At 66.9% G+C, this 26612-nt stretch carries 19 protein-coding genes and 1 tRNA gene; 11 read left to right on the top strand and 9 right to left on the bottom strand.

Annotated elements, in window-relative coordinates:
- Positions 1-146 precede the first annotated feature (146 nt).
- Positions 147-1475, bottom strand: a complete 1329-nt coding sequence (locus tag GWK63_RS07345) for an ATP-dependent DNA helicase (RefSeq protein WP_034927432.1) — start codon at positions 1473-1475, stop codon at positions 147-149.
- A 327-nt stretch (positions 1476-1802) separates the two neighbouring features.
- Here GWK63_RS07345 and GWK63_RS07340 point away from each other — a divergent pair, with 327 nt between their 5' ends.
- Complete coding sequence (locus GWK63_RS07340) at positions 1803-3098, top strand: MFS transporter (protein WP_317983809.1); 1296 nt, start codon at positions 1803-1805, stop codon at positions 3096-3098.
- A gap of 12 nt (positions 3099-3110) precedes the next feature.
- Here GWK63_RS07340 and GWK63_RS07335 read toward each other — a convergent pair whose 3' ends face one another.
- The gene (locus GWK63_RS07335) at positions 3111-4214 is read right to left on the bottom strand and encodes an N-acetylglucosamine-6-phosphate deacetylase (RefSeq protein WP_007398415.1); all 1104 of its coding nucleotides are present in this window, start codon (positions 4212-4214) and stop codon (positions 3111-3113) included.
- A 339-nt stretch (positions 4215-4553) separates the two neighbouring features.
- Positions 4554-7109 (bottom strand): EAL domain-containing protein, encoded by a 2556-nt coding sequence (locus tag GWK63_RS07330; RefSeq protein WP_039998787.1) that lies wholly within the window; start codon positions 7107-7109, stop codon positions 4554-4556.
- Positions 7110-7540: 431 nt separating this feature from the next.
- Here GWK63_RS07330 and GWK63_RS07325 point away from each other — a divergent pair, with 431 nt between their 5' ends.
- The 4 genes from GWK63_RS07325 to GWK63_RS07310 all read left to right on the top strand — a co-directional run bounded on the left by GWK63_RS07325 (position 7541) and on the right by GWK63_RS07310 (position 13555).
- The gene (locus GWK63_RS07325; RefSeq protein WP_039998862.1) at positions 7541-10024 is read left to right on the top strand and encodes an HWE histidine kinase domain-containing protein; all 2484 of its coding nucleotides are present in this window, start codon (positions 7541-7543) and stop codon (positions 10022-10024) included.
- 26 nt (positions 10025-10050) lie between these two features.
- Positions 10051-11163, top strand: a complete 1113-nt coding sequence (locus GWK63_RS07320) for a PQQ-dependent sugar dehydrogenase (RefSeq protein WP_007398410.1) — start codon at positions 10051-10053, stop codon at positions 11161-11163.
- A gap of 129 nt (positions 11164-11292) precedes the next feature.
- Complete coding sequence (locus GWK63_RS07315) at positions 11293-11871, top strand: cupin domain-containing protein (protein ID WP_039998786.1); 579 nt, start codon at positions 11293-11295, stop codon at positions 11869-11871.
- A gap of 319 nt (positions 11872-12190) precedes the next feature.
- A complete protein-coding gene (locus GWK63_RS07310) occupies positions 12191-13555 on the top strand; it encodes an amidohydrolase family protein (RefSeq protein ID WP_007398407.1) in 1365 nt (454 codons plus the stop codon).
- A 60-nt stretch (positions 13556-13615) separates the two neighbouring features.
- Here the strand turns inward: GWK63_RS07310 and GWK63_RS07305 are convergent, their stop codons facing one another.
- The 4 genes from GWK63_RS07305 to GWK63_RS07290 form a co-directional block, all read right to left on the bottom strand.
- Complete coding sequence (locus GWK63_RS07305; RefSeq protein WP_007398406.1) at positions 13616-14758, bottom strand: BMP family ABC transporter substrate-binding protein; 1143 nt, start codon at positions 14756-14758, stop codon at positions 13616-13618.
- The gene (locus tag GWK63_RS07300) at positions 14755-15516 is read right to left on the bottom strand and encodes an alpha/beta fold hydrolase (RefSeq protein ID WP_039998784.1); all 762 of its coding nucleotides are present in this window, start codon (positions 15514-15516) and stop codon (positions 14755-14757) included. The genes GWK63_RS07305 and GWK63_RS07300 overlap by 4 nt, the downstream gene beginning before the upstream one ends.
- Positions 15513-16490, bottom strand: coding sequence for an isopenicillin N synthase family dioxygenase (locus GWK63_RS07295; RefSeq protein WP_223846674.1), 978 nt, complete (start codon positions 16488-16490; stop codon positions 15513-15515). Before GWK63_RS07295 ends, GWK63_RS07300 begins: the two co-directional genes overlap by 4 nt.
- Positions 16491-16567: 77 nt before the next feature.
- Positions 16568-17917 carry an amidohydrolase family protein gene (locus GWK63_RS07290; RefSeq protein ID WP_007398401.1) on the bottom strand — a complete coding sequence of 450 codons (1350 nt, stop codon included), beginning with the start codon at positions 17915-17917 and terminating at the stop codon, positions 16568-16570.
- A gap of 910 nt (positions 17918-18827) precedes the next feature.
- Between GWK63_RS07290 and GWK63_RS07285 the strand changes: the two genes are divergently transcribed.
- From GWK63_RS07285 to GWK63_RS07265, 5 genes are all read left to right on the top strand, one after another.
- Positions 18828-19331 (top strand): aminoacyl-tRNA deacylase, encoded by a 504-nt coding sequence (locus tag GWK63_RS07285; protein WP_112209980.1) that lies wholly within the window; start codon positions 18828-18830, stop codon positions 19329-19331.
- 71 nt (positions 19332-19402) lie between these two features.
- Positions 19403-20308, top strand: a complete 906-nt coding sequence (locus tag GWK63_RS07280) for a DMT family transporter (RefSeq protein WP_034932291.1) — start codon at positions 19403-19405, stop codon at positions 20306-20308.
- Between the two features lie 47 nt (positions 20309-20355).
- A complete protein-coding gene (locus GWK63_RS07275) occupies positions 20356-23316 on the top strand; it encodes a glycosyltransferase (RefSeq protein ID WP_039998857.1) in 2961 nt (986 codons plus the stop codon).
- Positions 23317-23346: 30 nt separating this feature from the next.
- A complete protein-coding gene (locus GWK63_RS07270) occupies positions 23347-24030 on the top strand; it encodes an NUDIX domain-containing protein (protein WP_007398396.1) in 684 nt (227 codons plus the stop codon).
- Positions 24031-24249: 219 nt separating this feature from the next.
- Positions 24250-24609, top strand: a complete 360-nt coding sequence (locus GWK63_RS07265) for a YidB family protein (protein WP_007398394.1) — start codon at positions 24250-24252, stop codon at positions 24607-24609.
- Positions 24610-24664: 55 nt separating this feature from the next.
- Here the strand turns inward: GWK63_RS07265 and GWK63_RS07260 are convergent, their stop codons facing one another.
- Complete coding sequence (locus GWK63_RS07260; protein ID WP_007398393.1) at positions 24665-25528, bottom strand: N-formylglutamate amidohydrolase; 864 nt, start codon at positions 25526-25528, stop codon at positions 24665-24667.
- A 220-nt stretch (positions 25529-25748) separates the two neighbouring features.
- On the opposite strand from GWK63_RS07260, the gene GWK63_RS07255 reads away from it, so the two are divergent.
- Positions 25749-25823 (top strand) — tRNA-Val (locus GWK63_RS07255).
- On the opposite strand, the gene GWK63_RS17535 is transcribed toward GWK63_RS07255, so the two are convergent.
- A complete protein-coding gene (locus tag GWK63_RS17535; RefSeq protein ID WP_408885915.1) occupies positions 25774-26418 on the bottom strand; it encodes a tyrosine-type recombinase/integrase in 645 nt (214 codons plus the stop codon). The genes GWK63_RS07255 and GWK63_RS17535 overlap by 50 nt on opposite strands.
- Positions 26419-26612: the final 194 nt, after the last annotated feature.

The raw sequence follows: 26612 nt of genomic DNA, 5'->3' as shown, positions 1-26612 counted from the left end.
GACTGAAAAACATGCATGATCGCCCCGGGCAGCCGGGATAACAGGGTTAAAAAAATCCTGTTTTTTTCCCCATGCCGTGGGGGTCGTGGCACGGCGGCGCCCGCAGGGGGGTCAACACGGCGTGAGGCCCGTCCGGGCGGGCCGTTTCAGCCCGTCACGCCGCCCTTCGCGGCACCGGGCAGGCCGGTCAGGATCATGGCGGTGGCGGGACGGGTGGCGGCCACGTACAGCAGCTGCTGGGCTTCCAGCACGTTTGTGGCGGCGCGGCGGGCAATATCGCCCACATCCACGAACACCCGGCCAAACGTGCTGCCCTGCGCGGTATGCACGGTCATGGCGTACACCGCCTGCAGGTGGCCCAGGCCACGGCGGAACACGAAGCGGTGCTGCCAGCGCGCGCGTTCAGTCGCGGCCTCGGTTTTCAGGCGGCGTTCTATGGCGGCCATGTCGGCGCCGGGGCGCAGGATGGGCACCGGCGTCTCATCACCCGACAGGGTGCGCAGGATCACGTCATACACCGGCAGTTCCGTGGTCCATCCCGCCACCTTCGACGTGGCGGGAAAGGCATGGCGCAGGATACCGGGGCGGATGTCGGCAATCTCGGCTTCCTCGTTGGTGGCCACCACCACGCGGCGGCCTTCCACATCCAGCACCGGGGCGCGGGTGATCACGCGCTCGCCGGGCATGAAGGGGGTGGGCGTGTCACCGCCATGAACCCAGCGCCGCACGGTGCGGTTGACCGCCTCCACCCGCGCATTGGTCCAGCACAGGTAGCGGAAGGCATCGCTGCTGGCGCGGAATTCATCGGATGTGAAGGCGCGCTGCATCCACGCATCGGGCGTGCGTGGCACGAACAGCCCCGCGCCATCATGGTGGCTGGCGCGGCACCAGGACCAGTCCATCGGCCCGCCCTGGCTTTCGCGTATGGTGGTGGCGGCGGCCACAAGCGGGTTGCCCGCCGCCTGCCGCACCACGGTTTCCAGATGGGATGCGGAGCGGATGGCGAATGACGGGCTGATCGCCTCCCCCACCGGGGGCAGCTGGGCCGGGTCGCCCACGAACAGCACGAAGCGGTCGGGCACCAGTTCACGCACCCAGCGCATCAACCCCGCGCCCACCATGCTGCATTCATCTATGATGATGACATCGGCCGTGATCGGTTCCGGCCGGTCGGCGCGCTGCAGCACCTCGCGCCCATCCTGCGCCGAGGGCTGGAGCGAAAGCACGTTATGGATGGTCCGGCATGGCGCCAGGCTGCCCACCCGCGCCCGCAGCACCGCCGTGGCCTTGTGGGTGGCGGCGGTGAACACCACTTCCGCCCCCTGCTTGCGCAGCGCGCGGGCGACGTGGCGCATGAGCGTGGTCTTGCCGGTCCCGGCATAGCCGGTCAGCAGGTGGGTCGCACAGGTGCCGCGCGCTGCCAGTATTTCCGCCAGCGCGCGTTCCTGGCACGCGGTCAGGACCGTGCGGGACATGGGCGGGGCCTGCTGGGGCATGGGGCGCGGTAATGGGCCATGGGGCCGGGCATGTTCCTTGGTCCGGGCGAAGGGGCGGGGTATCGTGCCCTGTATGTAGGCCGCCCCACGCCGCCGGGCCAGTGCAAATGCACGGGGGCGGGCTTGACGGGTGGCGTGCAATCCTTTCACTGGCCGGTGCGTTCCCTGCCTGCCTTCCCTGCCTGCCGTGCCGGGACCACGCAGCGGGCAGGCCCTGTCCGCACGGCCTGCCGGACCTGAAAAACGGAGAGTTCCGATGCCCGCCCTTCCCCCTGCCCCGCGCGCCGGCGCGCCCGTGCCCCCGCCATGCGGCACCGCCCCCATGGCCGCCCGGACGGGACGGGCACGGCCCCACCCGCGGCCGCCGCGCATGCGGGGCTGAGCGGGTTGGCCCTGTCCGCTGCCGCCTGGGCTGCGCGCACACTGCGTTCCCTGCGCCATCGCAACTATGCCATCTGGGCCTCGGGCGCCGTGGTGTCCAATATCGGCACATGGATGCAGCGCACGGCGCAGGACTGGCTGGTCCTGACCCAGCTGACCGCGCATGACGCCACCGCCATGGGCCTGACCATGGCCTTCCAGATGGCGCCGCAGGTGCTGCTGCTGCCCTGGACCGGCCATGCCGCCGACCGCCTTGACCGCCGCGCGCTGCTTATGCTGACACAGGGGCTGATGGGCGTGCTGGCGCTGGGGCTGGGCGCGCTGACCATAAGCGGGGCGGCGCGACTGTGGGAGGTGTGTATGTTCGCCTTCATCTTCGGCTCGGTTGCCGCCTTTGACGGGCCGGCGCGCCACAGCTTTGTCTCCGAACTGGTGCCCGTGGCCGACCTGCCCAATGCCGTGGCGCTCAATTCCGTCTCGTTCAACGCGGGCCGCATGCTGGGGCCGGTGGCGGCGGGGGCGTGCATTGCCGCCATCGGCACGGGGTGGGCGTTCGTGCTCAACGGGGTATCATTCATTGCCGTGCTGCTTTCGCTTACCGCGTTGCGGGGGCGGGCCGTGCCCGTGCGCGCCCGCGGCAGCGGGCGCGACATCCTGGCCGGGTTCCGCTACGTGTGGGCCCAGCCCGACCTGCGGACCATGGTGGGGGTCCTGCTGCTGATCGGCATGTTCGGGCTGAACTTTCCCATCTTCATTTCCACCATGGCGGTGGGTGTGTTCCATGTGGGGGCGGGCGGCTACGGGCTGCTGACCACCGCCATGGCCGTGGGCACCATGGCGGGCGCGGTACTGGCGGCGGGGCGCGAACGGGTAACGCTGGCCACGGTGGAGGCCAGCGCGCTGTTTTTCGGGACCGGCGGCCTGCTGGCGGCGCTGGCCCCCGGCTATGCCCTGTTTGCCGCGGCCCTTGCACTGGTGGGGGTGGCCAGCCTTACGCTTGCCACCGGTTCCAACAGCTTCATGCAGCTTGCCGCCGCCCCCGCGATGCGCGGGCGGGTCATGGCCATCCGGCTTGCGGTCATCATGGGGGGCACGCCGCTGGGAGCGCCGGTCATGGGGTGGGTGGCCAACCATTTCGGCCCGCGCTGGGCGCTGGGGCTGGGGGCATCGTCCGGCTTTGCCGCGGCCCTGGTGGTCAGGCTGCGCAGGCGGCAGGGTTAGGGCCTGCGGCGTTCAGGCCCGGCGGCGGCCTTCCACCCAGACCTCCTGCACCGTCAGGTCGGGGCCAAGCACCACCATGTCCGCCCGGCGGCCGGGCAGCAGCGCGCCCCGGTCATGCAGCCCCAGCCAGTTGGCGGCATGCGTGCTGACCAGTGCCGCCGCCTGTGGCAGGGATACCCCGGCCTGCAGCGCGTTGCGCAGCGCCTGGTCCAGTGTCAGCACACTGCCCGCCAGCGTGCCATCGGCCAGCCTTGCCACGCCATCGGCCACCATCACCTCCTGCCCGCCCAGCGTGCTGGGGCCATCGCCCGCCCCGGTGGCGCGCATGGAATCCGTAACAAACACCAGCCTGCCGCCCATGACCCGATGCGCCAGGCGGAACAGGGCGGGATGGACATGGTGGGTATCGAACACCATCTCGGCATAGGCGGCGTCGCTGCACATCAGCGCCGTGGCCGGTCCCGGCGCGCGCGCGGCAATGGGGGGCATGGCATTGAACAGATGGGTGCCGCCCACCGTGCCGCCGGGGCCGCAGACAAGGCAGATCGCCCGTTCCGTCTGGTCATGGTCTGCCAGCGTATGGCCGATATTGACCCGTATCCCGGCATTGACAAACGCCTGTATGGCGGCATCGGCATGTTCGATCTCGGGCGCAAGCGTCACCACCCTGACCGCCCCGCTGCGCAGCACGGCGGTCATGCGCGCAGGCCCCGGCACCTGCGTAAAGGGCGGCTGGGCGCCCAGCCTGTGGGGATTGATGAACGGCCCTTCCAGATGCGCGCCGGGAATGGACGGCCCGCCATGGATGCCCGTGCGCATGACATCGGCCACGGCATACAGCGCATCCATGATGTCCGACCACGGCGCGGTCATGGTGGTGGGCAGCAGCGTGGTGGTGCCCTGCGCCATGTGGAACAGCGCCATGTGGCGGATCGCGTCCACCCCATCCATGGTATCCGCCCCGCCACCGCCATGGACGTGGCCGTCAATGAAGCCGGGCAGGATGTAACGGTCAGGCACATGCGACAGGGGCCGCACATCGGCAATCATCTGATCGAACATGATGCGGCCGGGCATGACCCGGTCGGGCAGTACGAGGTGGCCATCAATGTTCACGTAGCGGCGTTCCCTGTTCTGGCGGGTGAATGCGTCCGCAATGTGTTAGACCACTGTGGTCCTTAATGCCATACGGTAAGGCAGGGCGTGAAAAGCGCATCTGGCAGACATCGTGCCCCCATCAAGGAATTTCTGGTGGCGCTTTTTTCACGAAGCCCTGGCCCCCGCCCCCTGGACCGGGGGACTGCGCCGCCCCCTTACCCTTCCGGCCCGGCCCGCCATTCGCCACTGCCCAGCCTGACCGCTCCTGCCTGACCGCTGCTGCCTGATCACCCGGCCGGGACGGCTGGTGGCGGCCAGCGGGGACCGGGGCGCCGGGATATATGCCCCCTGCCCCGCTTACCCGGACAGGCCGCTGGGCTGGTAGGCGGCGAACCAGGCGGCCAGTTCCTCGGCCGGCAGCGGCTTGGAGAACATGTAGCCCTGCAGCACGTCGCACTCCATTTCCGCCAGCAGGCGGCGCTGTTCCTCGTGCTCGACACCTTCGGCCACCACGGTCATGCCAAGGCTCTGGCCAATGCGCACCACCGCCATCACCACGGCGCGCACCTTTTCTATGCTTTCCAGCCCGGTCATGAAGCTGCGGTCGATCTTCACCTCGTTCACCGGCAGGCCCGCAAGGTTGGACAGGCTGGAGAACCCGGTGCCGAAATCATCCATCGACATGCCCACCCCCATCTCACGCAGGCGCTGGGCCACGCGGATGGTGCGGTCATAATTGTCGATCATGGTGCTTTCGGTAATTTCTATGGTCAGGCTGTGCGGCGGGATGCCGGTCTCCGCCAGCAGTTCGCTTACGAACCGGGGCAGCGTCTCGTCCCGGAAATGCAGTGGCGAGAGGTTGACCGACACCACCGGCACCTCCACCCCGTCGCGTATCCACTGCGCCATCTGCCGGCACGCGGCACGCAGCGACCATTTGCCGATCGCCTCGATCTGGCCGGTTTCCTCCGCCACGGCAATGAAGCGCGCGGGGGAGACAAAGCCCAGTGACGGGTCGATCCAGCGCGAAAGTGCTTCCACCCCATACAGCGTGCCGCTGCACGCATGCACCTGCGGCTGGTAGAACAGGCGCAGCCGATCGTGGGCTATGGCGTCACGCAATGCTGCCGCCAGGATCAGCCGGTCACTGGCCTGCTGGTTCATGCGCGGGCTGAAGAAGCAGCAGTGCCCGCCGCCATTGGCCTTGGCCTGGAACATGGCGGTCTCGGCGTTCTTGAGCAGCGTGTCCCCGTCCTCGCCATTTTCGGGGTGGACGGCAACGCCCAGACTGGCCGAAAGGCTGACCGGCACGTCGCCAATATGGGTGGGCACCGCCAGCGCGCGCAGGATGGCGGCACTCAGGGTGGAGGCATGCTGCTGTTCGCCATTGGTCACGATGGTGAACTGGTCGCCGCCGCTGCGCACCAGCGTATCATCGATCGAGATCGCCTCACGCAGCTTGCCACCGATCTGGGTAATCAGTTCATCGCCCGCCGTATGGCCGAACACGTCATTGATATGCTTGAAGTTGTCCACGCCCACGGTCAGCAGCATGATGTTGCCGCGCACGGCGCGGCGCAGGATGCGGGCCATGTTCTGGCGCAGCCAGCGGCGGTTGGGCAGGCTGGTCAGCAGGTCGAAATCCGACAGGCGGTTGATGTGTTCCTTCGCCTCGTGCCGCTCTATGGCCAGCGTGCACAGGTGCAGGCTGGTGGCCACCGCCTTCTGGCAGGCGGCGTCGGGCAGTGAATCGGTGCGTGAATAGCAGGTGAACACGCCCGCCACCCGGTTGTCGCGCAATATGACGGGGGTGGCGCGGGCGGCGCGGATGCCGTTATGCAGCGTCTGTTCCCGCAGGTGGTGCCAGCGCGGGTCATGGGCGATGTCGGGGCTTTCGGCCACCGTGCCGGTGCTGGCGGCAATGCCCGAACACGCGGCATCCGGCCCGATGGGCAGCGTGTCATACAGCTTGACCAGCGACAGCGGCAGGCTGGCGCGGCCCTTGCATTTCAGCCGGTCGTCCTTTTCCACCAGATAGATGGCGGGCATGACATCGGGGATATAGTGCTCGATGCGGCGGCAGATGAAGTCCAGCACCTCATGCAGGCCCAGGTCGCTCGATATCGCCTCCAGCGTGTCGCGCTGCAGGCTGTCCAGGAAGTGCTGTTCGGTAATGTCGGTCAGCACGACGACGATGTTCTCGATCTCGCCATCATTGTTGAACACCGGGTTCATCGCCGCCGAAACCCAGATGTCCCGCCCGCTGGCGTGGCGGGCGCGGATGTCCAGCGTGAAGCCACGGGCGTTGCGCGCGCCTTCATGCAACTGGTTGAGGATGCCGATATCCGTCGTATCCCCCGCCAGGATGACCGACAGCCCATGCCCCGTCACCCGCTCGGGGCCGAAGCCGAACATGTCGCTGAAGGCACGGTTGACGTAGATGATGCGGAATTCCGGGTCCAGGATGGCAACGCCGCGGTCGGTCTCGCGCACCACCAGCGACAGCAGGCGGATCTTCTCGCGGTCATCCACTTCCTGCGAGATGTCGCGGATCAGCGCCATGTAGCCGATCTTGCCATCCACCGCGATGCGCGAAAGCGACAGGTTGGCCCAGAAGGTCGTGCCATCGAAGCGTTCGACCAGCACCTCGCGGCTGGTGCCCACGATCTTGTTGATCCCCGTCTCGCGGTTATGGCGGATCAGGTCGTCATGGGTGGAGCGGATGTTGCGCGGCACGAGAATGTTGACGTTGCGCCCGATCACGTCCTGGCGCACGCAGTGCCACAGGCCTTCCGCCGCCTTGTTGAAAAAGGTGACGGTATTGTTTTCATCAATCAGGACAACGCCAAGAATGGTCTGTTCCAGCGCGGGCAGGACCGTAACCTGCATGTCGTCTATCATGTCGCGGGGCATTTGACTGTTGGTCTCCTGCTGGCTGAAAGCGAACGGGGATGGATCTGAACTGTGACACCCGACACGGGCGTTCCGGGCCACTGTAATGAGTGACAGCCAGCATGGTGTTTCATGCACCCGCCGGCGTTAACAAAGTGTGTATGCCCCGCCTGCCGAAATAATGTATCTCATGCACCGGATATGCCCGCCCGCCACGCCGTGCGCCGCATGGCCGCGGGCGGGCCACCCGGCGCGGCACGGAAAAGTGATCTGTGCGCCCCCGGCCCGAAGGGGTATGATCACGCCCGTCCCCATGCGGCCAGGCCGCGCGGGGGACGACACGGGTGGCGGGGCTGGCCGCGCCACCGGCTACGCGGGGGCCATGATGGCACGAACTGGGGCATATCGCGCATGGCGGCGGGCCAGACGCACGGCGGCGGGTGGCCCACCGCATGCCTGATGGCGCGATACAGCCGCATGGCTGGCTGCTGGTGTGCGACGGACGCCTGGACCATGTCATGCGCTGGTCCGCCAATGCCCCCGCCCATCTGGGCCACGGGGCGCTGGAAGCGGGGCTGCGCCTGTCCGACCTGATCGGGCGGGAAGCGACCCACAACATCCGCAACGCGCTGGCCACCCATGGCGAGGCCCATCGCCGCCCGGCGCTGGTGTTTGGCCAGGCGCTGCCCGGTGGCGGCCGCTTTGACGTGGCGATCCACACGGCCGGGCGGGAGATCATGCTGGAATGGGAACCCGCACTCCAGACCGACCGCGATGGCGCCTACCTGTCCCACCTGCGCACCATGATCGACCGCATCCGCGAGATCACGGATTTCGAGCGCCTGTTCCGCACCGTGGTCCGGCTGGTGGCGGGGGTACTGCGCTATGACCGGGTCATGCTCTACCGCTTTTCCGAAGATGGCAGCGGCCGGGTGGAGGCGGAATACCACGCCCCCACGCTGGAAAGCTTCCTGGGGCAGCATTTCTCCCTCAGTGACATGCCCGACCCGGTGCGCAGGCTGTACAGCACCAACCTGATCCGCGTGATCGGGGATGTGGACGCGGTGGCCATTCGCCTTGTCTCCCCGCCCGGCATGGACGCGCCCGACCTGTCGCATGCCCACCTGCGCACCGGAATGCCCGGGCACTGCGCCTATCTGCGCGGCATGGGGGTGGTGGCCAGCCTGAGCGTGTCGATTGTGGTGGACGGACGGCTGTGGGGCATGATCGCGGCCCATCACCACGGCGCGCGCGTGCTGAACATGAGCGAGCGCATCGTCGCGCGCATGTTTGGCGAGTTCCTTTCGCTCCAGATCACCAACCTGCTGCGCACCCGGCGGCTGGGCATGACACGCCAGACCCATGCGCTGATCGAGACGTTCCTGAAAGGTGCCGCCCCAGTGGCGGACATGCCCGCCTACCTGATGGCGCACCTGCCCGACATGCTGACCTTCGTGCAGTGCGATGGCGCGGCGCTGTGGGTGGGGGGGGAATGGACCTATCACGGCGCGCATCCCCCGCCCGATGCCATGCCCGCCCTGCTGGAACTGGCGCGCACGCAGGCGGGCAGCCAGCTATGGCACACGGCCCGGCTGTGCGCCTTCGTTCCCGATGCCGATGCATACGCGACACAGGCGGCGGGGGCGATGGTCGTGCCCATCTCGTCACAGCCGGGGGATTACCTGATGGTGTTCCGCCGCGAGGTGGTGCGGACGCTGAAATGGGGCGCGGACACCACGTCCGGCGCGGCGGGGGATGTCTATTTCGGCCCGCGCAGCGGCTTCGAGATCTGGACCCAGCAGGTCACGCGGGAATGCCTGCCCTGGTCGGGGGATGACCTGGAGGCCGCCACCCTTGTCCGCTCCGCGCTGATCGAGGTGATGGGCGCCTACCACCAGCTGCAGCTGCGCGAGCGCGCCACCGCCGACCTGCGCCAGCGCATGTTGAACGAGGAGCTGAACCACCGCGTCAAGAACATCCTGTCCGTCGTACAGTCGCTGGTCAGCCAGCCCATCGAACCCGGCAGCACGCCCGCCCAGCATGTCGCCCGCCTGCGCGGGCGCGTGCAGGCGCTGGGCCTGGCCCATGACCAGGCGGTGCGCAGCGAGGGGGGTGGCCTGCTGGACGCGCTGCTGGACGCGGAACTTGCCCCCTACCGGGAGCGTTGCTTCGTCACGCGCAGCGGGCCGCGCATCTGGCTGACCGGCCGGGCGCTGTCCGTGCTGGCGCTGGTGGTGCATGAAATGGCCACGAACGCCGTCAAATACGGCGCGCTCAGCCATGCGCGCGGGCGGCTGGACATCACATGGTCGCTTGATGCGGCGCGGGATGTCTGGCGCATCGTCTGGCGTGAAAGCGGCGGCCCGGCGGTCGCCCCGCGCAGGCGGCGTGGCTTCGGTTCCGTGCTGATCGAGCGCGGCTTCCCGCACGAGCTGGGCGGCACGACCGAGGTCGATTACGGCCCCGGCGGCATATCGGTCACGCTGGGCCTGCCCGCCCGCCACGTCAACCCCGCCCCGGACGCCCCCGCCGGGGCCGATGCCGCCAGCCCCCCCGGCCCGGCGCGCAGGAAGGAGACCACAGTGCTTGATGCCGACATCCTGCTGGTAGAGGACCAGTTCCTGATTGCGATGGAAGCCGAGGGAGCGATCGAGGAAATGAATATCGGGCAGGTCCGCACCGTGGCCTCGGTCTATGAAGCGCTGAGCGCCATCCGTGCCCGCCTGCCCGATGTGGCGATACTGGACGTGAACCTGGGCGGGGAAAGCTCGGTCGAGGTCGCGCGCGTGCTGCGCGCGCGCGGCGTGCCCTTCATCTTCGCCACCGGCTATGCCGACCGCACCATGATCCCGCCCGAACTGCGTGACGTACCGGTCGAGCGCAAGCCCTACTCCGCCACCGCCCTGGCCGAACGGATCCGCGAGATCGTATCCTGACCGGCCACCCCAACGGAGAACCGCCCATGCCGCCCACCCCGCTGCGCGCAGCCTGCATCCTGCTGGGCCTGTGCGCCCCCGCCGCCGCCCATGCCGCCCCGCGCATGGACCTGCTGCGGGTGCCCGATGGCTTCAGCATCACCCTGGTATCGGACCACGTCCCCAATGCCAGGGCCATGGCGCGCGGCGCGCGGGGCACGATTTTCGTGGGCAGCCGGGCGGCGGGCAATGTCTATGCGCTGACCGGGGTGGATGGCGGCGGCCCGGTGCGGGTGTACACCATCGCCCACGGGCTGGATATGCCGGTGGGCGTGGCCTACCATGATGGCGACCTGTATGTGTCGGACACGAAGCGCATCGTGGTCCTGCGCGCGATCGAGGACCATCTGGACGCCCCGCCCCGCCCGCAGGTGGTGGTGGACGGCCTGCCCTACCGCGATGGCGACCATTCATGGAAGTTCATCGCCTTCGGCCCGGACAACCGGCTGTACGTGCCCATCGGCGCGCCGTGCAACATATGCGACGTGGGGCATGACTATGCCCGCCTGATCAGCATGGCGCCCGATGGCACCGACCGGCGCGACGTGGCATACGGCATCCGCAACACGGTGGGCTTTACCTGGCAACCGGGCACGGACACGCTGTGGTTTACCGATAACGGCCGCGACATGATGGGCGATGACGTGCCATCGGACGAACTGGACCGGCTGGATACGCCGGGCCAGTCCTTTGGCTACCCCTACTGCCATCAGGGCAACATACCCGACCCCCAGTTTGGCAGCCAGCATGCGTGCAGCGAGTTCACGCCCCCCGCCCTGCTGCTGGGCGCGCATGTGGCCGCCCTTGGCCTGCGGTTTTATGAAGGCAGTGCCTTCCCCGCCGCCTATCACGGCAACCTGATGATTGCCGAACACGGGTCATGGAACCGCAGCCAGCTTTCGGGGTATCAGGTGGTGAGCGTGCATTTCGGCCCTGACAACACGCCCCGGCCGCCCACGGTGCTGGTCAGCGGTTTCCGGCAGGGGCAGAGTGCGTGGGGCCGTCCGGCCGACGTGCTGCCCCTGCCCGACGGCTCCATGCTGATCAGCGATGACCTGGCGGGCGCGGTCTACCGCCTGAGCTACGGGACGGGGCGATAGGAACCGGAAGTCCTGGTAAAGCCCTGTCCGGAACGCTTCAGGGAACGCCGCCTTCCTGAAAAAGGGCGGCGGGAAAGACCTGTGCCTGTCCATCGGGGCCCCGCCTTCCCATATCCAAGGAGAATTGCCATGCCCCCCCGCATGACCGTCCTGCCCACGGCCTGTATCATCGCCCTGCTGTCCGCCCTGCCCGCGCGGGCCACCGTGCCGCCCGCATCCCCGGCCCCGGCCGCCCTGCCCGATCCCACCCGGCCGCCGCCGCCCCAGCGGCAGTACCGGCATTTATGGACCGATGCGCAGGGCATCAGCCACATCACCACCTGCCCGGTGCGGGATTTCTTCCTCAAAAGCATGTCGCCCCCCGCCGGGCCGCAATGGCAGGACCCCATGGCCCCGCAGGTGGCCACCGTCATGATGACCGTCCAGCCCGCGCACTGGAACGGCATCTGGCACCCCGACCCCAGGCCGCAATGGATCATACCGCTACAGGGGCGGTGGTATGTCCGCGCCATGGACGGGACCCGGGTGGAGATGGGGCCGGGTGACATCCTGTTTGGCGAGGACCAGAACGTCCGCCCCATGGAAACCGGTCCCTATCGCGGGAAAAAGGGCCATGACGCGGGCAATGTTGGCGATGGGCCGGTCACACTCATGGTGATCCAGTCCGCCAACGCGCCGGTGGCCGGCCAGCCCTGCCGCTATCATTAACGGCCTGCCCGCGCGTCATCAGGGTGCCGCGTGGAACGCCGTCCTTGCTGAAAAAAGGCGGCACCCGGAAACTTTTGGTCTTCCGGTCAGTCGGTTGCTGCGGGGCTCGCGCTTATCCACAGATTCAGGGGATAGTCAGAAAGATAACCCTGTGGACAAATGGTGGAGATCCCGATTTGCCCGCCATATTCAACATATTATCAGGCGGGTTTGCGGTTTGCCTCCCCGCCTGCCGCCCCTGTGCCATCCGGTCTGGGCAGGCGCGTGCAATGCATGGATAATGGGCCGGTCATGCAACAACAGACCGGAACATCCCGCTATGGATGAATTCGTGATCCGGGGGCCGGTCATCAATCCGCCAACCCCCACACAGGCCGAACAGGTAACGCGCGTGGTCCATGTGGGGCCGGATGGCACCATTGCCGCCTGCCCCGCGGCCGATACGCCCGCCGCCCGCACGCTGCTGGCCCAGACCCGCCAGCGCGGTGTGCCGGTGCACGACCTTGGCCCTGCCCAGCTGCTCATGCCCGGCTTTGCCGACCTGCACGTCCATGCCCCGCAATGGCCGCAGATGGGCCGCGCGCTGGACCTGCCCCTGCGTGCGTGGCTGGAGCAGCGGACCTTCCCGCTGGAAGCCCGCTTTGCCGACCCGGCCTTCGCCGCCCCGGTCTATGAGGAACTGGTCCGCACCCTGCTGGCCAATGGCACCACCACGGCGGTATTCTTCGCCACCATTCATGAGGAAAGCAGCCTGCTGCTGGCGCGCACCTGCCTGCGGCTGGGCCTGCGCGCCCATGTCGGGCTGGTGGCGATGGATGACCCGGACCTGTGCCCCGAAAATTACCGCAACCCCGGCGTGGAACAGGCACTGGACGCAACGCGGCGCTTCATCCACGCCGTACGCGCCCTGCCGGGCAATGCGGCGGGACTGGTGCGCCCCATGGTCACGCCGCGCTTCATCCCCGCCTGCACGGACGCGCTGCTGCGCGGGCTGGGGGAACTGGCGGCGCATGAGGACTGCCTGATCCAGACCCACTGTTCGGAAAGTGACTGGGAACATGACTACGTCCGCCAGCGCATGGGGGTGAATGATACCGTGGCCCTTGACCGCCTTGGCCTGTTGCGCCGGGGCACGGTGCTGGCGCATTCGTGCTTCATGACAGCGCGGGACATGGCGCTGGTGCAGGCGCGGGGTGCCGCCATTGCCCACTGCCCGCTGTCCAACGCCTATTTCGCGGGCGCTGTCCTGCCGCTGCGCGCGGCGTGGCAGGCGGGGATGCATGTGGGGCTGGGCACGGACATATCCGGCGGGTATTCGCCCTCCATCGCGGTCAATGCCGCCATGGCGGTGACCGCCGCACGCATGCTGGATACCGGCACCAACCCTGACCTGCCGGCGGAAAAACGCGGCCGGCCCGGCGCGCGGCTGGGCTTTACCGAAGCGCTGTGGCTGGCCACCCGGGGCGGCACGGCGGCCCTTGGCTGCAATGCCGGGCAGCTTGTGGCGGGACAGGCGTTTGACGCCATCCTGATCGATCGCGCGGCACCCGGCAGCAATATCATGCCATCCGGGCATGATACGGATGCACAGGATCTGGTGCAGCAGATCCTGTGCAATATCGGGCGGCCCAACATCCGCACCGTGTGGGTGGCGGGGCGCAGGGTGCATGAATCCTGTCCATAACCCCACGCAGGCAGGGCAACCCCGCGCAGCCCGGGCAGCAAGCGCCGGCTGGGCGGGCCCCTATGGCAGCCCGCTTACCCCCTGCACCGCCCAGTCCCAGTCATAGAGTTCCAGATCGTTCATGGTCTTCCCTTCGGCCACGCGCAACTGGCCATGCTGGTCATGGATCGGACCGGCAAAGGGGGACCAGCCCGCCATGATGCGTGCGCGCACGCCATCCGCCCGGTCTCGCACATCCTGCGGTACACGCTGGCCCCACGGGTCACGGTCCACGCCATTGCCCATCATCAGCAGTTGCGGCACGGGCCGCCACGTACCCGCCAGCCGCGCGCGGACCTGCGCGATGTAGAACTGCGCGAAGTCCAGCACCACGGACGCCACATAGGCATCCGGCCCGAACTGGCGGATGTCCTTGTTCCACATTGCCGCCCACAGCCCGCGTTCCTGCGCCACGTGCAGGTAGCCCGCCTCGTCCATGATGCCGAACAGGAAGTCACACCCCTTGTCCGCCAGCGCGTTGGCGGCCTGGATGGCGGCCTGCGGGTCGAACCAGGCATTGATGCTGATGACCTGCATGGTGGCATCGGGGTTGACCGTGCGGGCACCCAGCAGCGCGGCATTGGCCCCGGCATAGGCCGAAGGCAGCGGGAAGGAGGCGATGAACCCCAGCTTCCCGCTTCTGCTCAGCAGCCCCGCCGCCACGCCAATCACGTAGCTGACATACCAGTGAGCGATATAATACCAGCTTACATTGCCGCGCAGCGGGCGGCCATCGCACTGCATGAAGGCCGTCTGCGGCGCGCGGGCGGCCACATCGGTCAGGAAATCCCCGTAATCCGCCCCGGTCATGACCAGCTGCGCGCCCTCGGCCACGAATTCGCGCAACAGCCGGGTGGCATCGGCGGAATAGGGCATGCTTTCCACATAGACCGTGCGCAGGCGCGGAAAGGCCCGGCGCACGGCCTGTAGCGCCACATGGTGCATTTCGGTCCAGCCGCCATCGCTGGTCGGGCCGACATAGCCCAGCGCCAGCAGCGCGTCCTCCTCCGCCACCGGGGGCATGGGGGGCACGTTGGCGTACGGGGCGGCAAGGGCCGCCAGCAGCCCTTCGGTCGTGGTGGCGGCATGGCCGTGGCGCGGCACGAAGCCGGAGGCCACGGCCGCCCCCGCCGTGGCCAGAAGCCGCCTGCGGGGCAGGATCATGCGGTCCGTCCCTGTGCAAAGGGCAGGATATGGGCCAGCGTGCCCATGGGGTCGGCCACCTGCGGGGCGTGGCCGGTATGCATGCTGACCACCCGCGCGCCGGGCACAAGGGCCTGCATGCGGCGCTGCACCGGCAGGATGACGGAACGGTCGCCCGTTGCTTCCACATACAGGCGCGGGATGCGGCCAAAGCGTTCGGCCGTAAGCCGTGCGCGCAGGTCCAGCCCGCCCAGCCCCTGTGGCGTCAGGCGGCGGGAGGCGGCAATGGCCACATCGGGCGGGCAGTCATGCAGGAAGATGGCAACGGCGGCTTCCGGCGGCACGACGGATACAACACCCGGCTCCGGCCAGCGCAGCCAGGGGTTGATGCCCGTGGCATCCGGGTGGTCGGTCACCATCCGCGCCACCACCTGCCCGAATCCCACGCCCGAAGGCAGCATCATGCCCGCCAGATAGGCGATGCGGCGCACCCGCCCGGGCCAGCGCTCGGCCACGGCGGAGGCCACGACCCCGCCGCCCGAATGGGCCACAAGGCTGACCGGGCGGCCAAGCCGGTCCATCACGTCGCCCACATGGGCCACGTAGCGTTCAAGGCTGGCATCGCGCGCGGGCAGCCCGTCCACCCCGTTGCCCGGCAGGTCAACCGCATGGACGGGAATGGCGGTATGCCGCCGCCATGCATCCACAAAGCGCGCCCATGCCCACGCCCCCTGCCACGCGCCGTGGATCAGGATGACCGGATCGTCCCCGCCGCTCATCGGCCATAGGTCCGGGCGTACATGGCGCGCAGGTGGTCCTCTACCGTTACGGGGGGCCAGAGCGGAGCCTCCCCTTCAGGCACGCAGCCCGGCAGGCAGGCAATGACCTGATCGGGGTTGCCGGTATGGAAGAACGGCACCGAATAGCGTTCCCGCCCCGATGTGTTGATGACCCGGTGCAGGGTAGAACGGTAGCGGTTGTTGGTCCAGCGCGCGATCATGTCCCCCAGGTTGACGACAAAGCTGCCGGGAATGGGGGCAGCGTCCAGCCAGGTGCCATCGGCGGCCCTGACCTGCAGGCCGCCACTGTCATCCTGCAGCAGCAGGGTCAGGCCGCCAAAATCGGTATGGGCACCCGCCCCCTTTTCCCCCGGCAGGGGGCGCGCGGGCTGCGGCGGGTAATGCAGCAGGCGCAGCGTGGTCAGCGGGTCGTGGCAGAAGGCGGCGAAATAATCCTCCGCCAGCCCCAGTGACAGGGCGATGCCGCGCATCAGCGTTTCGGCCAGACGGGTCATGACGGTGCTGTATTCGCTCATCACCGCGCGAAAATCCGGCAGTGCGGCAGGCCACTGGTTCGGCCCCTGATTGAAGCGCCCGGCCCGCACGGCCGGGTCATCCAGCGGTTTTTCCGGTCCGCTATAAAACCCTTCCTTCACGTCGGGCGGCGTGCCCGGCTCCAGCGTCTGGTCACGCAGCGGCTCGTAGCCCCGGTTGCACGGCGAACGGTTCTTGTGCACCGCCAGCCTGTCCGCCATGGGCAGGGCGAAGAACTGGCGCGACTGCGCGAACACGGCGGCAATCAGTTCCGGCTTCACGCCGTGGTCGATGCAATAGAAAAAACCCGTTTCGCTACAGGCGGCATGCAGCGCGCGACCGACCGCCGCGCGGGCCTGCGGATCGGGCGACTGAAGGCCCGCCACCGAAATGACGGGCAGTGTCCGCGCGGGGATGGCCCGCGTGGTGTGCTGCATCATGAAAGGGTCCCCCGGCTTGATGGTTCGGGCACGCCGCCCCGGCGGCCCTGTGCCCCATTGGAGGGCAGTACGGCCCGTCAGTCCAGCTTCTGTATGCGCCGTGCTTCCCGCGCATGGCGGTGCAGGGCATCGGCCAGGCCGGATTGCAGGGGGCGCCCATCTTCCACCAGCACCTGGCCATTGACAATGGTGGTGCCCGCGACCATCGGCCCGTAGCGCAGCCAGGCCTCGACCGGGTCTGTCATGGCGCCTGCCAGCGCCACCGGGCTTGACTGCCAGATAACCAGGTCCGCGCAGGCGCCGGGGCGCAGGTGGCCGATCTCGTCATCCCAGCCCAGGCAGGCGGCGCCGCCACGGGTCGCCATGTCCAGCGCGTCCCGCGCCACCATGGAGGCGGGACCATTGCGGATGCGCCCCAGCAGCATGGCGTTGCGTGCCTCCATCCACATGCAGGCCATGTCCGTCGTGGCCGAGCCGTTGGTGCCCAGCCCCACATTCATGCCCCGTTCGCGCAGGTCCATGGCATCGGCGCTGCCATTGCCGATCATCATGTTGGAACTGGGGCACTGGACCATGCCCACGCCCGCGCGGATCAGGCGCTCGGCCTCGGACGTGGAGGGATAGATGTAATGCGCGATCCATGCGCGCGGCGTGGCCCAGCCCATCCGCTCGAAATGCTCGGTGGGGGTACAGCCGTAAATGCTCAGGCTGTAGTCATCCTCCTCCACATCTTCGGCCAGATGGGTATGCAGGCGCAGGTCGTCACGTTCGGCCATGGCCAGGCAGTCGCGCATGATCTGTTCGGATGCGGAAAACAGCGAGACCGGGCCAAGCGCCACCCGTGTCATCGCGCCGGGCGCGGGATCATGGAATCTGGCCACCACGCGCTCGCAGTCGGCCATGATCGTGTCCTCGTCCTGCACCACGGCGGCGGGGGGCAGGCCGCCATTTTCCTGTGACCGGGTCATGCAGCCCCGCGTGGCCAGGAAGCGGAAGCCGATGTCACGCGCGGCGGCGAACCCCGCATCCATCAGGTACGGACGCGGATGCACGTACATATGGTCGGTGGACGTGGTGCAGCCGCCCAGCAGCAGTTCCACCATGGAAATGTAGCTGGACAGGTAGACCGCTTCCCCGTCCAGTCCGGTCCAGAGGGGATAGAGCGTTTCCAGCCATGAAAACAGGCCATTGCGCGTAACAGGGGCATAGGCGCGTGTCAGGTTCTGGAACATGTGGTGGTGGGCGTTGACCAGCCCGGGCGTGACCAGCCGCCCCCTGGCATTGATGATACGCGCGGCCGCCGGCATGGGCTGGCCGGGGCCACCTGCGGAATGGACGCGGTTCTTTTCGATCGCGATCCAGCCGCCGGCAATTTCCCAGTCACGGTCCAGGTAAAGGTGGGCATCACAAATCAGGATATCGATCATTACTTACCCAGGTTACTCCAGTCCAATCGCCGGTGGCCTGCATCTGGCCGCCACCTGCTGCTCCGGTTTCCGGAGGTTGGATATCGAACATTACTTAAGTGATTTATGTATGTATTTTTTTCGGAACATGCCATCATCATGTCAGCGTGTCCATATGTATAGACGGGAATATTTTTCGGAATACAGGACAAGACAACCCCGGATTGCAGAAAATTAAATAAATGCCAAATTTGAAACACGACTTGTGCTGCCCGTATTGTGAATTTTTTTGAAAAATAAGATAAAATCCGGCCTGTCCAATGCGCCACAGGGCCAGGACAGGCGGAATCAGAGCAGAAAACAGTTAATTTATACTTTACGGTATATAAGTTTATGCGGTTCAGGCCCCGGCATTTCCAAAGGAATGACAGGTAAGGTTTAGGAAGGTTTTCCTATTTGGCAAGTATCCATATCCGGTTTTTCAATGTGCGGATCACCACCCCGGCAGAACCCGGTAAGGGTATTCTGACATAGGGGTTTTCCGTAACCATATCAGCCAGTATCTGTAAATGACCCGGCGGCCGGACAGGACATCCGTTTCTTGGGCGATATTACATGATTATGTCCAAAATCGGGCGGGCATTACCCCCGGCGGGTGGCGTTCGGGTTCTCCTGTGGAAGAAACGGACAATATACGCGCATTATAATCAAAAAATTGATAATAAATATTCAGTGTTCCGAGCGTATTGACTACTTGCGGTTGCGGAAACGCCCGGAAAACCCGGATAATCGCGCGCATGTGATCGGGATGCCCCGGCAAGGCCCGCACCCGGCGGTACGGGGGCGGGCATTGCATGGCACGCGGTGCTATTTTATCCTTGGTGACATTCCGTCGCGGGCAGGCCCGCACCCATCCGGCAGGAGCCCCCGCATGACAGGACAGACCAGTGCAACCCGCTTCCTTGCACGGCACGGCGTGCCGTTTTCGGTACATGATTACGATTACGCGCCCGGTGGCGGGCTGATCGGCATGCAGGCCGCGTCCTCCATCGGGGCGGACCCGGCCTGCGTGCTCAAGACACTGGTGGTGGAGGTGGACCGCGCCACCCCCGTCTGCCTGGTGGTGCCGGCCGACCACAAGGTGAATTTCAAGAAGGTGGCGGCCCTGTTCGGTGGCCGCAACGCGCGCATGATGGCGCCGGAGCGCTCGATGGAACTGACCGGATTCCGCGCGGGGGGCACCAGCCCCTTCGGGCAGGCAACGCCACTGCCCGTGGTGCTGTCGGACGCGGCGATGGGGTTGCCGCATGTCTATGTCAATGCCGGTGAACGCGGGCTGGTGGTGCGCATCGCCCCGGCCGACGCACGGACGGTGGTGGACGCGCGCGTTGCCGATATTTCCGCCCCCGCCATTCCCGCCCCGCCGGCACCCTGATCCCGCCTGCCCCGCCGCCACGGCGCGTGACCCGATATCGCACGGGCCGGATTGCTGCTATGGCCGGAAGCATGAACACGACCCTGCCTTCCCGCCGGCTGTTCCTTGCCGTGACGGTTGCCATCCTGTCCTGGGCCAGTGCCTATCCCGTGGTACGGATTGCCCTGCGTGGCATCCCGCCGGTGCCGCTTGCGGCCATACGCTATGCGCTGGCGGCGCTGATTGCCGTGGCCTGGCTGGTGCTGCGCCGCCAGCCACTGCCCGCCGCGCGCGACATGCCGCGCCTGGTGGCGTGCGCGGGCATCGGCATTTCGCTTTACAATATACTGTTCAACATGGGGGAGGTCACCGTGTCGGCCGGGGCGGCCAGCCTGCTCATCGCCTCCTCCCCGCTCATGACCGCGCTGATCGCCATGCCGGTGCTGGGGGAACGGCTGACCGCATGGGGGTGGCTGGGCTCGCTGCTCAGCCTTGCCGGCGTGGGGCTGATTGCGGGCGGGCAGGCAGGCGGCATCACCTTCGGTTCGGGGGCGACGCTGGTGCTGGGGGCGGCGCTGTGCTCGGCCACCTACATCATCCTGCTGCGCCAGCTGCTGCGCCGGTATGACGGGCTGACCTGCATGGCCTATATCCTGATCATCGGCGCGGTGCTGCTGCTGCCATGGCTGCCGCGCGCCTGTGCCATCACGCTGCGGGCGTCATGGCCATGCGTGTGGGCGGTGGTGGAACTGGGTGTCTTTCCCGCCGCCATCGGTTACGGGGCGTGGACTTTCGTGATCGGGCAGATGGGGGCGGCACGCGGTTCGGCGCTGCTGTACACGCTGCCGCCGGTCACCATGGTGCTGGCCTTCCTGCTGACGGGCGAGATACCGGGCCTGCGTACCCTGTGCGGTGGCGCGGTCGTGATGGCGGGCGTGCTGGTCATGAACACATGGGGCCACCCGGCACGCAGGGCCACCACCCCCACCAAAAATTAACCTTTGTGCCGCATAACCCCCTGACCATGGATGAAGGACAGGGATGCATGAGGGCTGTTTCCTCCACGCTCGCGGAAACGGCTGCCGGATGGGCCGCGTTCGACCCTGCATGGTACTGCACGCGCCATGCCGCCCTGCTGGACACGCTGGGGGTGGAACCGGGGGAAGCCCACGCCTTCTATACCACCCATGGCGCGGCGCTGGGCCATTCACCCAACGCGTTCTTTGACGAGACATGGTACCGCCAGGCCTATCCCGGCGTGGCGCGGGCCATAGCGCAGGGCATATGGCCCAGCGGCTTCGCCCATTACCTGCAGGCCGGGCTGCGCACCCACAGCCCCCACTGGCTGTTTGACGAACACGCCTACCGCGCCGCCTGCCCCGACCTGACGCAGGCCGTGATGGAGGACGGGGGCTACCGCAACGGCTATGACCATTACCTGCGCGCGGGTGACGGGGAAATGCGTACCGGATCGTGTTTTTTCGATCCCGTCACCTGCCTTGCCCTTGTACCCGAAAACGGGCGGGACGCAGCCGCCCATCCCTTTGTGGACTACCTGCTGCGCGGCATGGCCGCCATGCCCGACCGGGCAGTATCGGTCTATTTCGATGCCGGATGGTACGTGCGGACCTATCCCGCGGTGCAGGCCGCGATCGACCGGGGGGAATGGCTGTGCGCCCTGCACCATTACCTGTGCAATACCACGCCGCTGGCGTTTGACCCGGGGCCGTTCTTTTCCGAATCCTTCTATGCCTCCGTCAATCCCGACGTGCTGGAAGCGGTGGAAAGCGGCAGGCTGCGCAACGGCTATGCCCATTACCTGAGTGACGGGGTGTTCGAGCAGCGCAAGCCGTGCTCCATGCTCGACCTTGCGGCCTATATGCGTGACCCTGCGGTACAGGCGGACCTGGCGGCCGGCCGCGCGCGCGACGGGCTGGGCCATTACCTTGTCGCCCGGCCCGACCTGCGCCCGCCCCCCGCCCCCCCCGTGACCGAGGAACAGACCCGCGCCCTGTTCCGCCACATGTGCGCGGTGCGGCTGCCGCTGCTGCTGGGGGGGCGGATCGACTTTGCCAGTGACGCCCCGCCGGAACTGAGCGTGATCATCATCGCCCACAACCAGTTTGCCATGACGCTGTCCACGCTGGCCTCGCTACGGGCGAACTACCATGGCGCCATGCAGGTCATCGTGGTGGATTCCGGCTCCCGCGATGGGGTGGCCAGTATCGAGCGGCATGTGAAGGGCATCGAGGTGCTGCGCTTCGCGGGCAATATCGGCTTCGTGCGCGGGTGCAACGCCGCCCTTGCGCGGGTGCGGGCACCGGCCACGCTGTACCTTAACAATGACGTGGACCTGCAGTTCGGCGCCATTGCCAGTGCGCTGGCCCGGCTGGGGGCGGAAGACACGACCGGGGCCGTGGGCGCGCGCGTGCTGCGCACCCACGGCATGCTGCAGGAGGCGGGCAGCATCATCTGGCGTGACGGTTCGGTGCAGGGCTACATGCGCGATGCCCATCCCGCCGTGCCGGAAGCGGGCTTCGTGCGCGCGGTGGATTTCTGTTCCGGCGTGTTCCTGATGGTACGCACCGACATACTGCGCACGCTTGACGGTTTTGACGAAGCCTATGCCCCCGCCTATTTCGAGGAGACGGACCTGTGCATGCGCATCCGCGCGCTGGGCCACGCCATTCTGTACGACCCCGCCGTGTGCCTGGTGCATTATGAATGCGGCACGTCGGATTCCACCAGTGCGGCAAGGCTGATCGCGCGCAACAGCACCCTGTTCACCCGCAGCCATGCCCGCCCGCTGCGGCGCAAGCTCATGCGCCACCCCGCCCTGCAGGCCCGCGCGCGCCATGCCGATGGCGGGGGACGCCACATCCTGTTCATCGAGGACCGGCTGCCACTGCGCCATCTTGGCTCGGGCTTCACGCGTTCGAACGACATCATCGCAACCCTTGCGGCGCTGGGCTACCACGTCACGGTCTACCCGGTCTTCCGCCCGGTAGAGGACGCGGCCACGCTGGCCACCGCCTTCCCCCCCGGCGTGGAGGTGATCCATGACCGTGAACTGCCCGACCTTGCCGCTTTTCTGGAAGACCGCGCGGGCAGCCTGGATGCAATCTGGATCGCGCGCACCCACAATGCCGCGCGTCTGGCCGGTATCCTGAACGACGCCGCCGCCGCCATTCCCGCAGGTCGTGTCATTGTCGATACCGAGGCCATTGCCGCCTGCCGGGACGAGGAATATGCCCGCCTGCACGACCGGCCGCCCGGCCAGCCCCTTGCCCGGCGGCTGGAGGCCGAACTGGCCCCCCTGTTCGTGGCGGACCGGGTGGTGGCGGTCAATGATGCCGAGGCCCGGCTGCTGCATGGCGCCGGGTTCGATAACGTATCGGTGCTGGGGCACATGCAGGTGCCACGCCCCACCGGGCCGGGATGGGCCGCGCGGCGCGATATCCTGTTCCTGGGCGCGGTGCATGACATGGCTGCGCCCAATCTTGACTCCCTTGCCTGGTTCAGCGGCGCGGTGCTGCCCCTGCTGGTGGACCGGCTTGGCCCGGGCATACGCTTTGGCGTGTGCGGCCATGTCAACCCGCGCGTGGACCTTGGCCCGCTGCGCCGCCACCCCAATGTCAACCTGCTGGGGCAGGTGGCCGATACCGCCCCGGTCTATGACCACCACCGCGTGTTCGTGGCCCCCACCCGCTTTGCCGCGGGCATTGCCTATAAGCTGCATGAGGCGGCGGCCAACGGCCTGCCGGTGGTCGGCTCCCCCCTGCTGTGCCGCCAGGCAGGGTGGCAGGACGGGCAGGACATGCTCTGCGCCGACGTGACCGACCCGGCCGCCTTTGCCGCGCAGGTGGTCCGCCTCTATCAGGATCAGGCGCTGTGGGATACGGTGCGTGACAACGCACTCCAGCGCGTGGCGCGCGAACACGCCCCACAGGACTACCGCACCCGTGTGGCCGAAATCATGGCGGAGGTATTCGCCCCGCCGGGCTGACGGCGCATACAGGACAAGGCAGGACGCCCCATGGATGACACAGCCGACATTTCCTTCGCACCCGGCATGGACCCGGCCCTGCGCGCCCGCGTGCTGGCGGCCCCGCATTTCCGCCGGTGGCATGACGGCATGCGGGCGCGCTTCACATTGCGCCATGTGCTGGTGCGCGATGCGGTAGCCTTTGGCCCCACGCGCATGGGCTTCATCCTGGTCGAGGCCGATGCCCTGCACCAGGGCCAGCGCGTACCCGGCCTGGCGCTGCTGCGCGGCGATAGCGTGTCGGTGCTGCTGGTGCTGAAATGCCCCGGCTACCCTGACCGCACCGTACTGACCTGCGAGGCCCGCGTGCCCGTGGCCCGGCCGGACCTGCTGGCGCTGCCCGCGGGCATGCTGGATGGGGGCGCGTTTGAAAGCACGGCACTGCGGGAACTGTCGGAAGAAGTGGGGGCGGACCTGCGGGTGCGGGCGCAGGACCTTGTGGCCCTGACGCGGGTCTGGCTTTCCCCCGGCGGGTGTGATGAGGCGATCGGCCTGTATTATGCCGAACTGGACATTGACGAAGGGCTAGCCCGCCGCCTGTCCGACCGCCAGACCGGCCTTGCGCGCGAACATGAGCATATCCGCCTGCATGTCATCGACCTGGACCAGATCCCCCATATCGGCATGACGGATGCCAAGACCCTGCTTTCATGGCACCTGTACCAGGCACGGTAACGGGCCATCGCTTTTTCTTGTTGACACAACCGCGTGAGGACCCGCATAAGGTCGGGAAGCAGCATGCCCTGTGCAACTGCTTCTTGGACGTTTCCTCCCTAAACTCAGCGGTGCCTCTGCACCGCTTTTTTTTGTCCTATTTTTATAGAATTTTTCCATAACTGTACATCGTGTAGTATAATAGCCTCCATTGTAACGAGAGACGGGACCAAGAGCACGATGAGCGGTATTTTCAATGACGTCATGGGCAAGCTGAGCGATCTGGCCGGTTCCACCGGCCTGTCACAGCAGGTACATTCCTATCTGTCGCAGCTGCTGACACCGGCCACCATCACCTCCCTGCTGGCGCAGGCGGACCAGGCCGGGCTGGGCGACAAGGTACGGTCATGGATCGGTGACGGCCACAACCTGCCCATCTCCACCGATGAACTGCGCAGCCTGCTGAGCAGCCAGCAGGTCCAGGCCATGGTGGACAAGACCGGCCTGCCCGCCGCCACCATCCTGCCCGTTCTGGCCCATCTGCTGCCCGAAGCCGTCAATACCCAGACCCCGGCGGGCGACGTCTCCAAAACGGCCTGATCCCGCTGGCCTGACATACTGGCGGAACCGTGCCATGGTCCGGTTCCGCCCCGTTTCATTCCGCCGCCTGCCCCGGGGCCAGCATCCCGCCATAGCGGATGATGTCCGCCACCACATCCATCATCACCGCCTGCACGCGGGCAAAGCCCGCATGGGGCTGCAGGGTGGTCTGGTCCATGTACAGCGCGCGGCTGATTTCCAGCTGCACCGCCTGCACGCCGCGCCGTGGCCGGCCGTAATGGCGGGTGACATATCCCCCGGCAAAGGGCACGTTGCGCGCCACGCTGTAGCCATGGCGGGTCAGGACCTGTTCCATGACCGTGGCCAGTTGCGGCGTGCAGGCGGTGCCCCATGCGGTGCCCAGCACGAAATCCGGCTGGTCCCGCCGCCCGGCCACCACGGGCATGGAATGGGCATCCAGCACGATGCAGCAGCCGTGATGCTCCACCCTGTCGCGCACAAGCCGCGCCAGCGCATCATGATAGGGCTGCCAGCAGGTGCGGATGCGGGCCTCGGCCTCGCTGAAGGGCAGCGGGCGGGGATAGATCGGCCCATCGCGCGAGACGATGCGCGCGATCGTGCCAAATCCCGCCTGCACCTTGCGGCTGGTGGTGTTGCACCAGTGCGGCAGCGGGTCGCGGAACATGGTGGGGTCCAGTTCCCACGGTTCCCGGTTGGCATCGCAATAGGCACGGGGAAAGGTGGCGTGCAGCAACGTGGCCCCCTGCCCCGGCGCGCCTTCGAACAGCTGCTCCACATAACAGTCCTCGCTCCGGCGCAGGGCATGCGCACCAAGGCGGGACATGCGCAGGAACGCATCGGTATAGTTCCGCCCCGAATGGGCGGAGGCGACAACAAGCGGCGCCTGCTTCCCCGTGGCTTCGATAATGGAGTAGGGCGGGATGGCGGAATCAGCCATGTGGCGCGGCCTGTTCCAGCAGGCGCGCACGGTAGGGCACGCCCCCTGCATGGTCGGGGTCATCTCCCTGCACGGCCCGGCGGAAGCACGGAAAAGAAGCAGCACGGCACATGGCTGTCATAGGGACAGCAGGCGGCTTTCGGGTCAATGTGATTTTTTGAAAAATGGGGGTTGCGCCCCGCCAGAGGGATGAGTAAAAGCCTGTTCACCGGAGCCGATCGGGCGCATAGCTCAGCGGTAGAGCACTACCTTGACATGGTAGGGGTCACAGGTTCAATCCCTGTTGCGCCCACCATCCGTTCCGGCAGAAAACCAACGGTTTTCTGAGACTTACGCATCGGAGTGCCATCCTTTGCAATTGAGTCTAGCACGCTGTTAGCACGCATGTTGAAATTTACCATCGATCGGGCTGCTACCCGGTCGATGGCGCTTGCGACCTCGTCAATAGCCTGCTTGGCGTTTGCGAGGAAGTCCGGACGCACGTGCACATAGCGGCCTGTGGTACGGAGATTTGGCATGACATGCCCCATGAGCGAGGCAACTTCTATCTCTGGTACGCCACGCGTAATCAGTTCGGTCGCCATAGTATGGCGAATTGTGTAGGGCACGATTTCTGACGGCAGTCCTGCTGATTCGCGCGCGGCGCGCCAAGCTCCGTTGATCTTGAGAATCGGCTTGTCTTTGTAGGTCACGAGATGACCCGAGGCCACGCTCTCAATCCATGACCTCAAAAACTCCGGCACCGGGATACGTGGTCTCCGCTTCTTCGTTCGAGCACGGCCTGGCGGGTTAAGGTCAATCACCCCGTGCCCCAGATCGCATTGCTCACGAGTGAGTTGCAGAAGCGCCTCAGGGCGTGACGCCGTTCCAATCAGAAGTGCAAGAAACATGCGAAGATGGGGCGGCATATCTGTCTCCCAAAGCCGAGCCATCTCCTGAATCGTCATAATGCGCTCGCGCCCCTCGCCTTCAGGTGGAAGCACAATCGGGACCTGACGATCGATCTCGCCATTCTTCCAGGCCCAGTTCACGGCGGCAGCGGCGATACCCATGACGCGGCGGGTATAACCGGCAGAATAACCCT

Origin of the sequence: Komagataeibacter rhaeticus (assembly GCF_011611525.1) — a bacterium.
GTDB lineage: Bacteria > Pseudomonadota > Alphaproteobacteria > Acetobacterales > Acetobacteraceae > Komagataeibacter > Komagataeibacter rhaeticus.
This window is presented reverse-complemented; position numbering and strand designations above follow the sequence as displayed.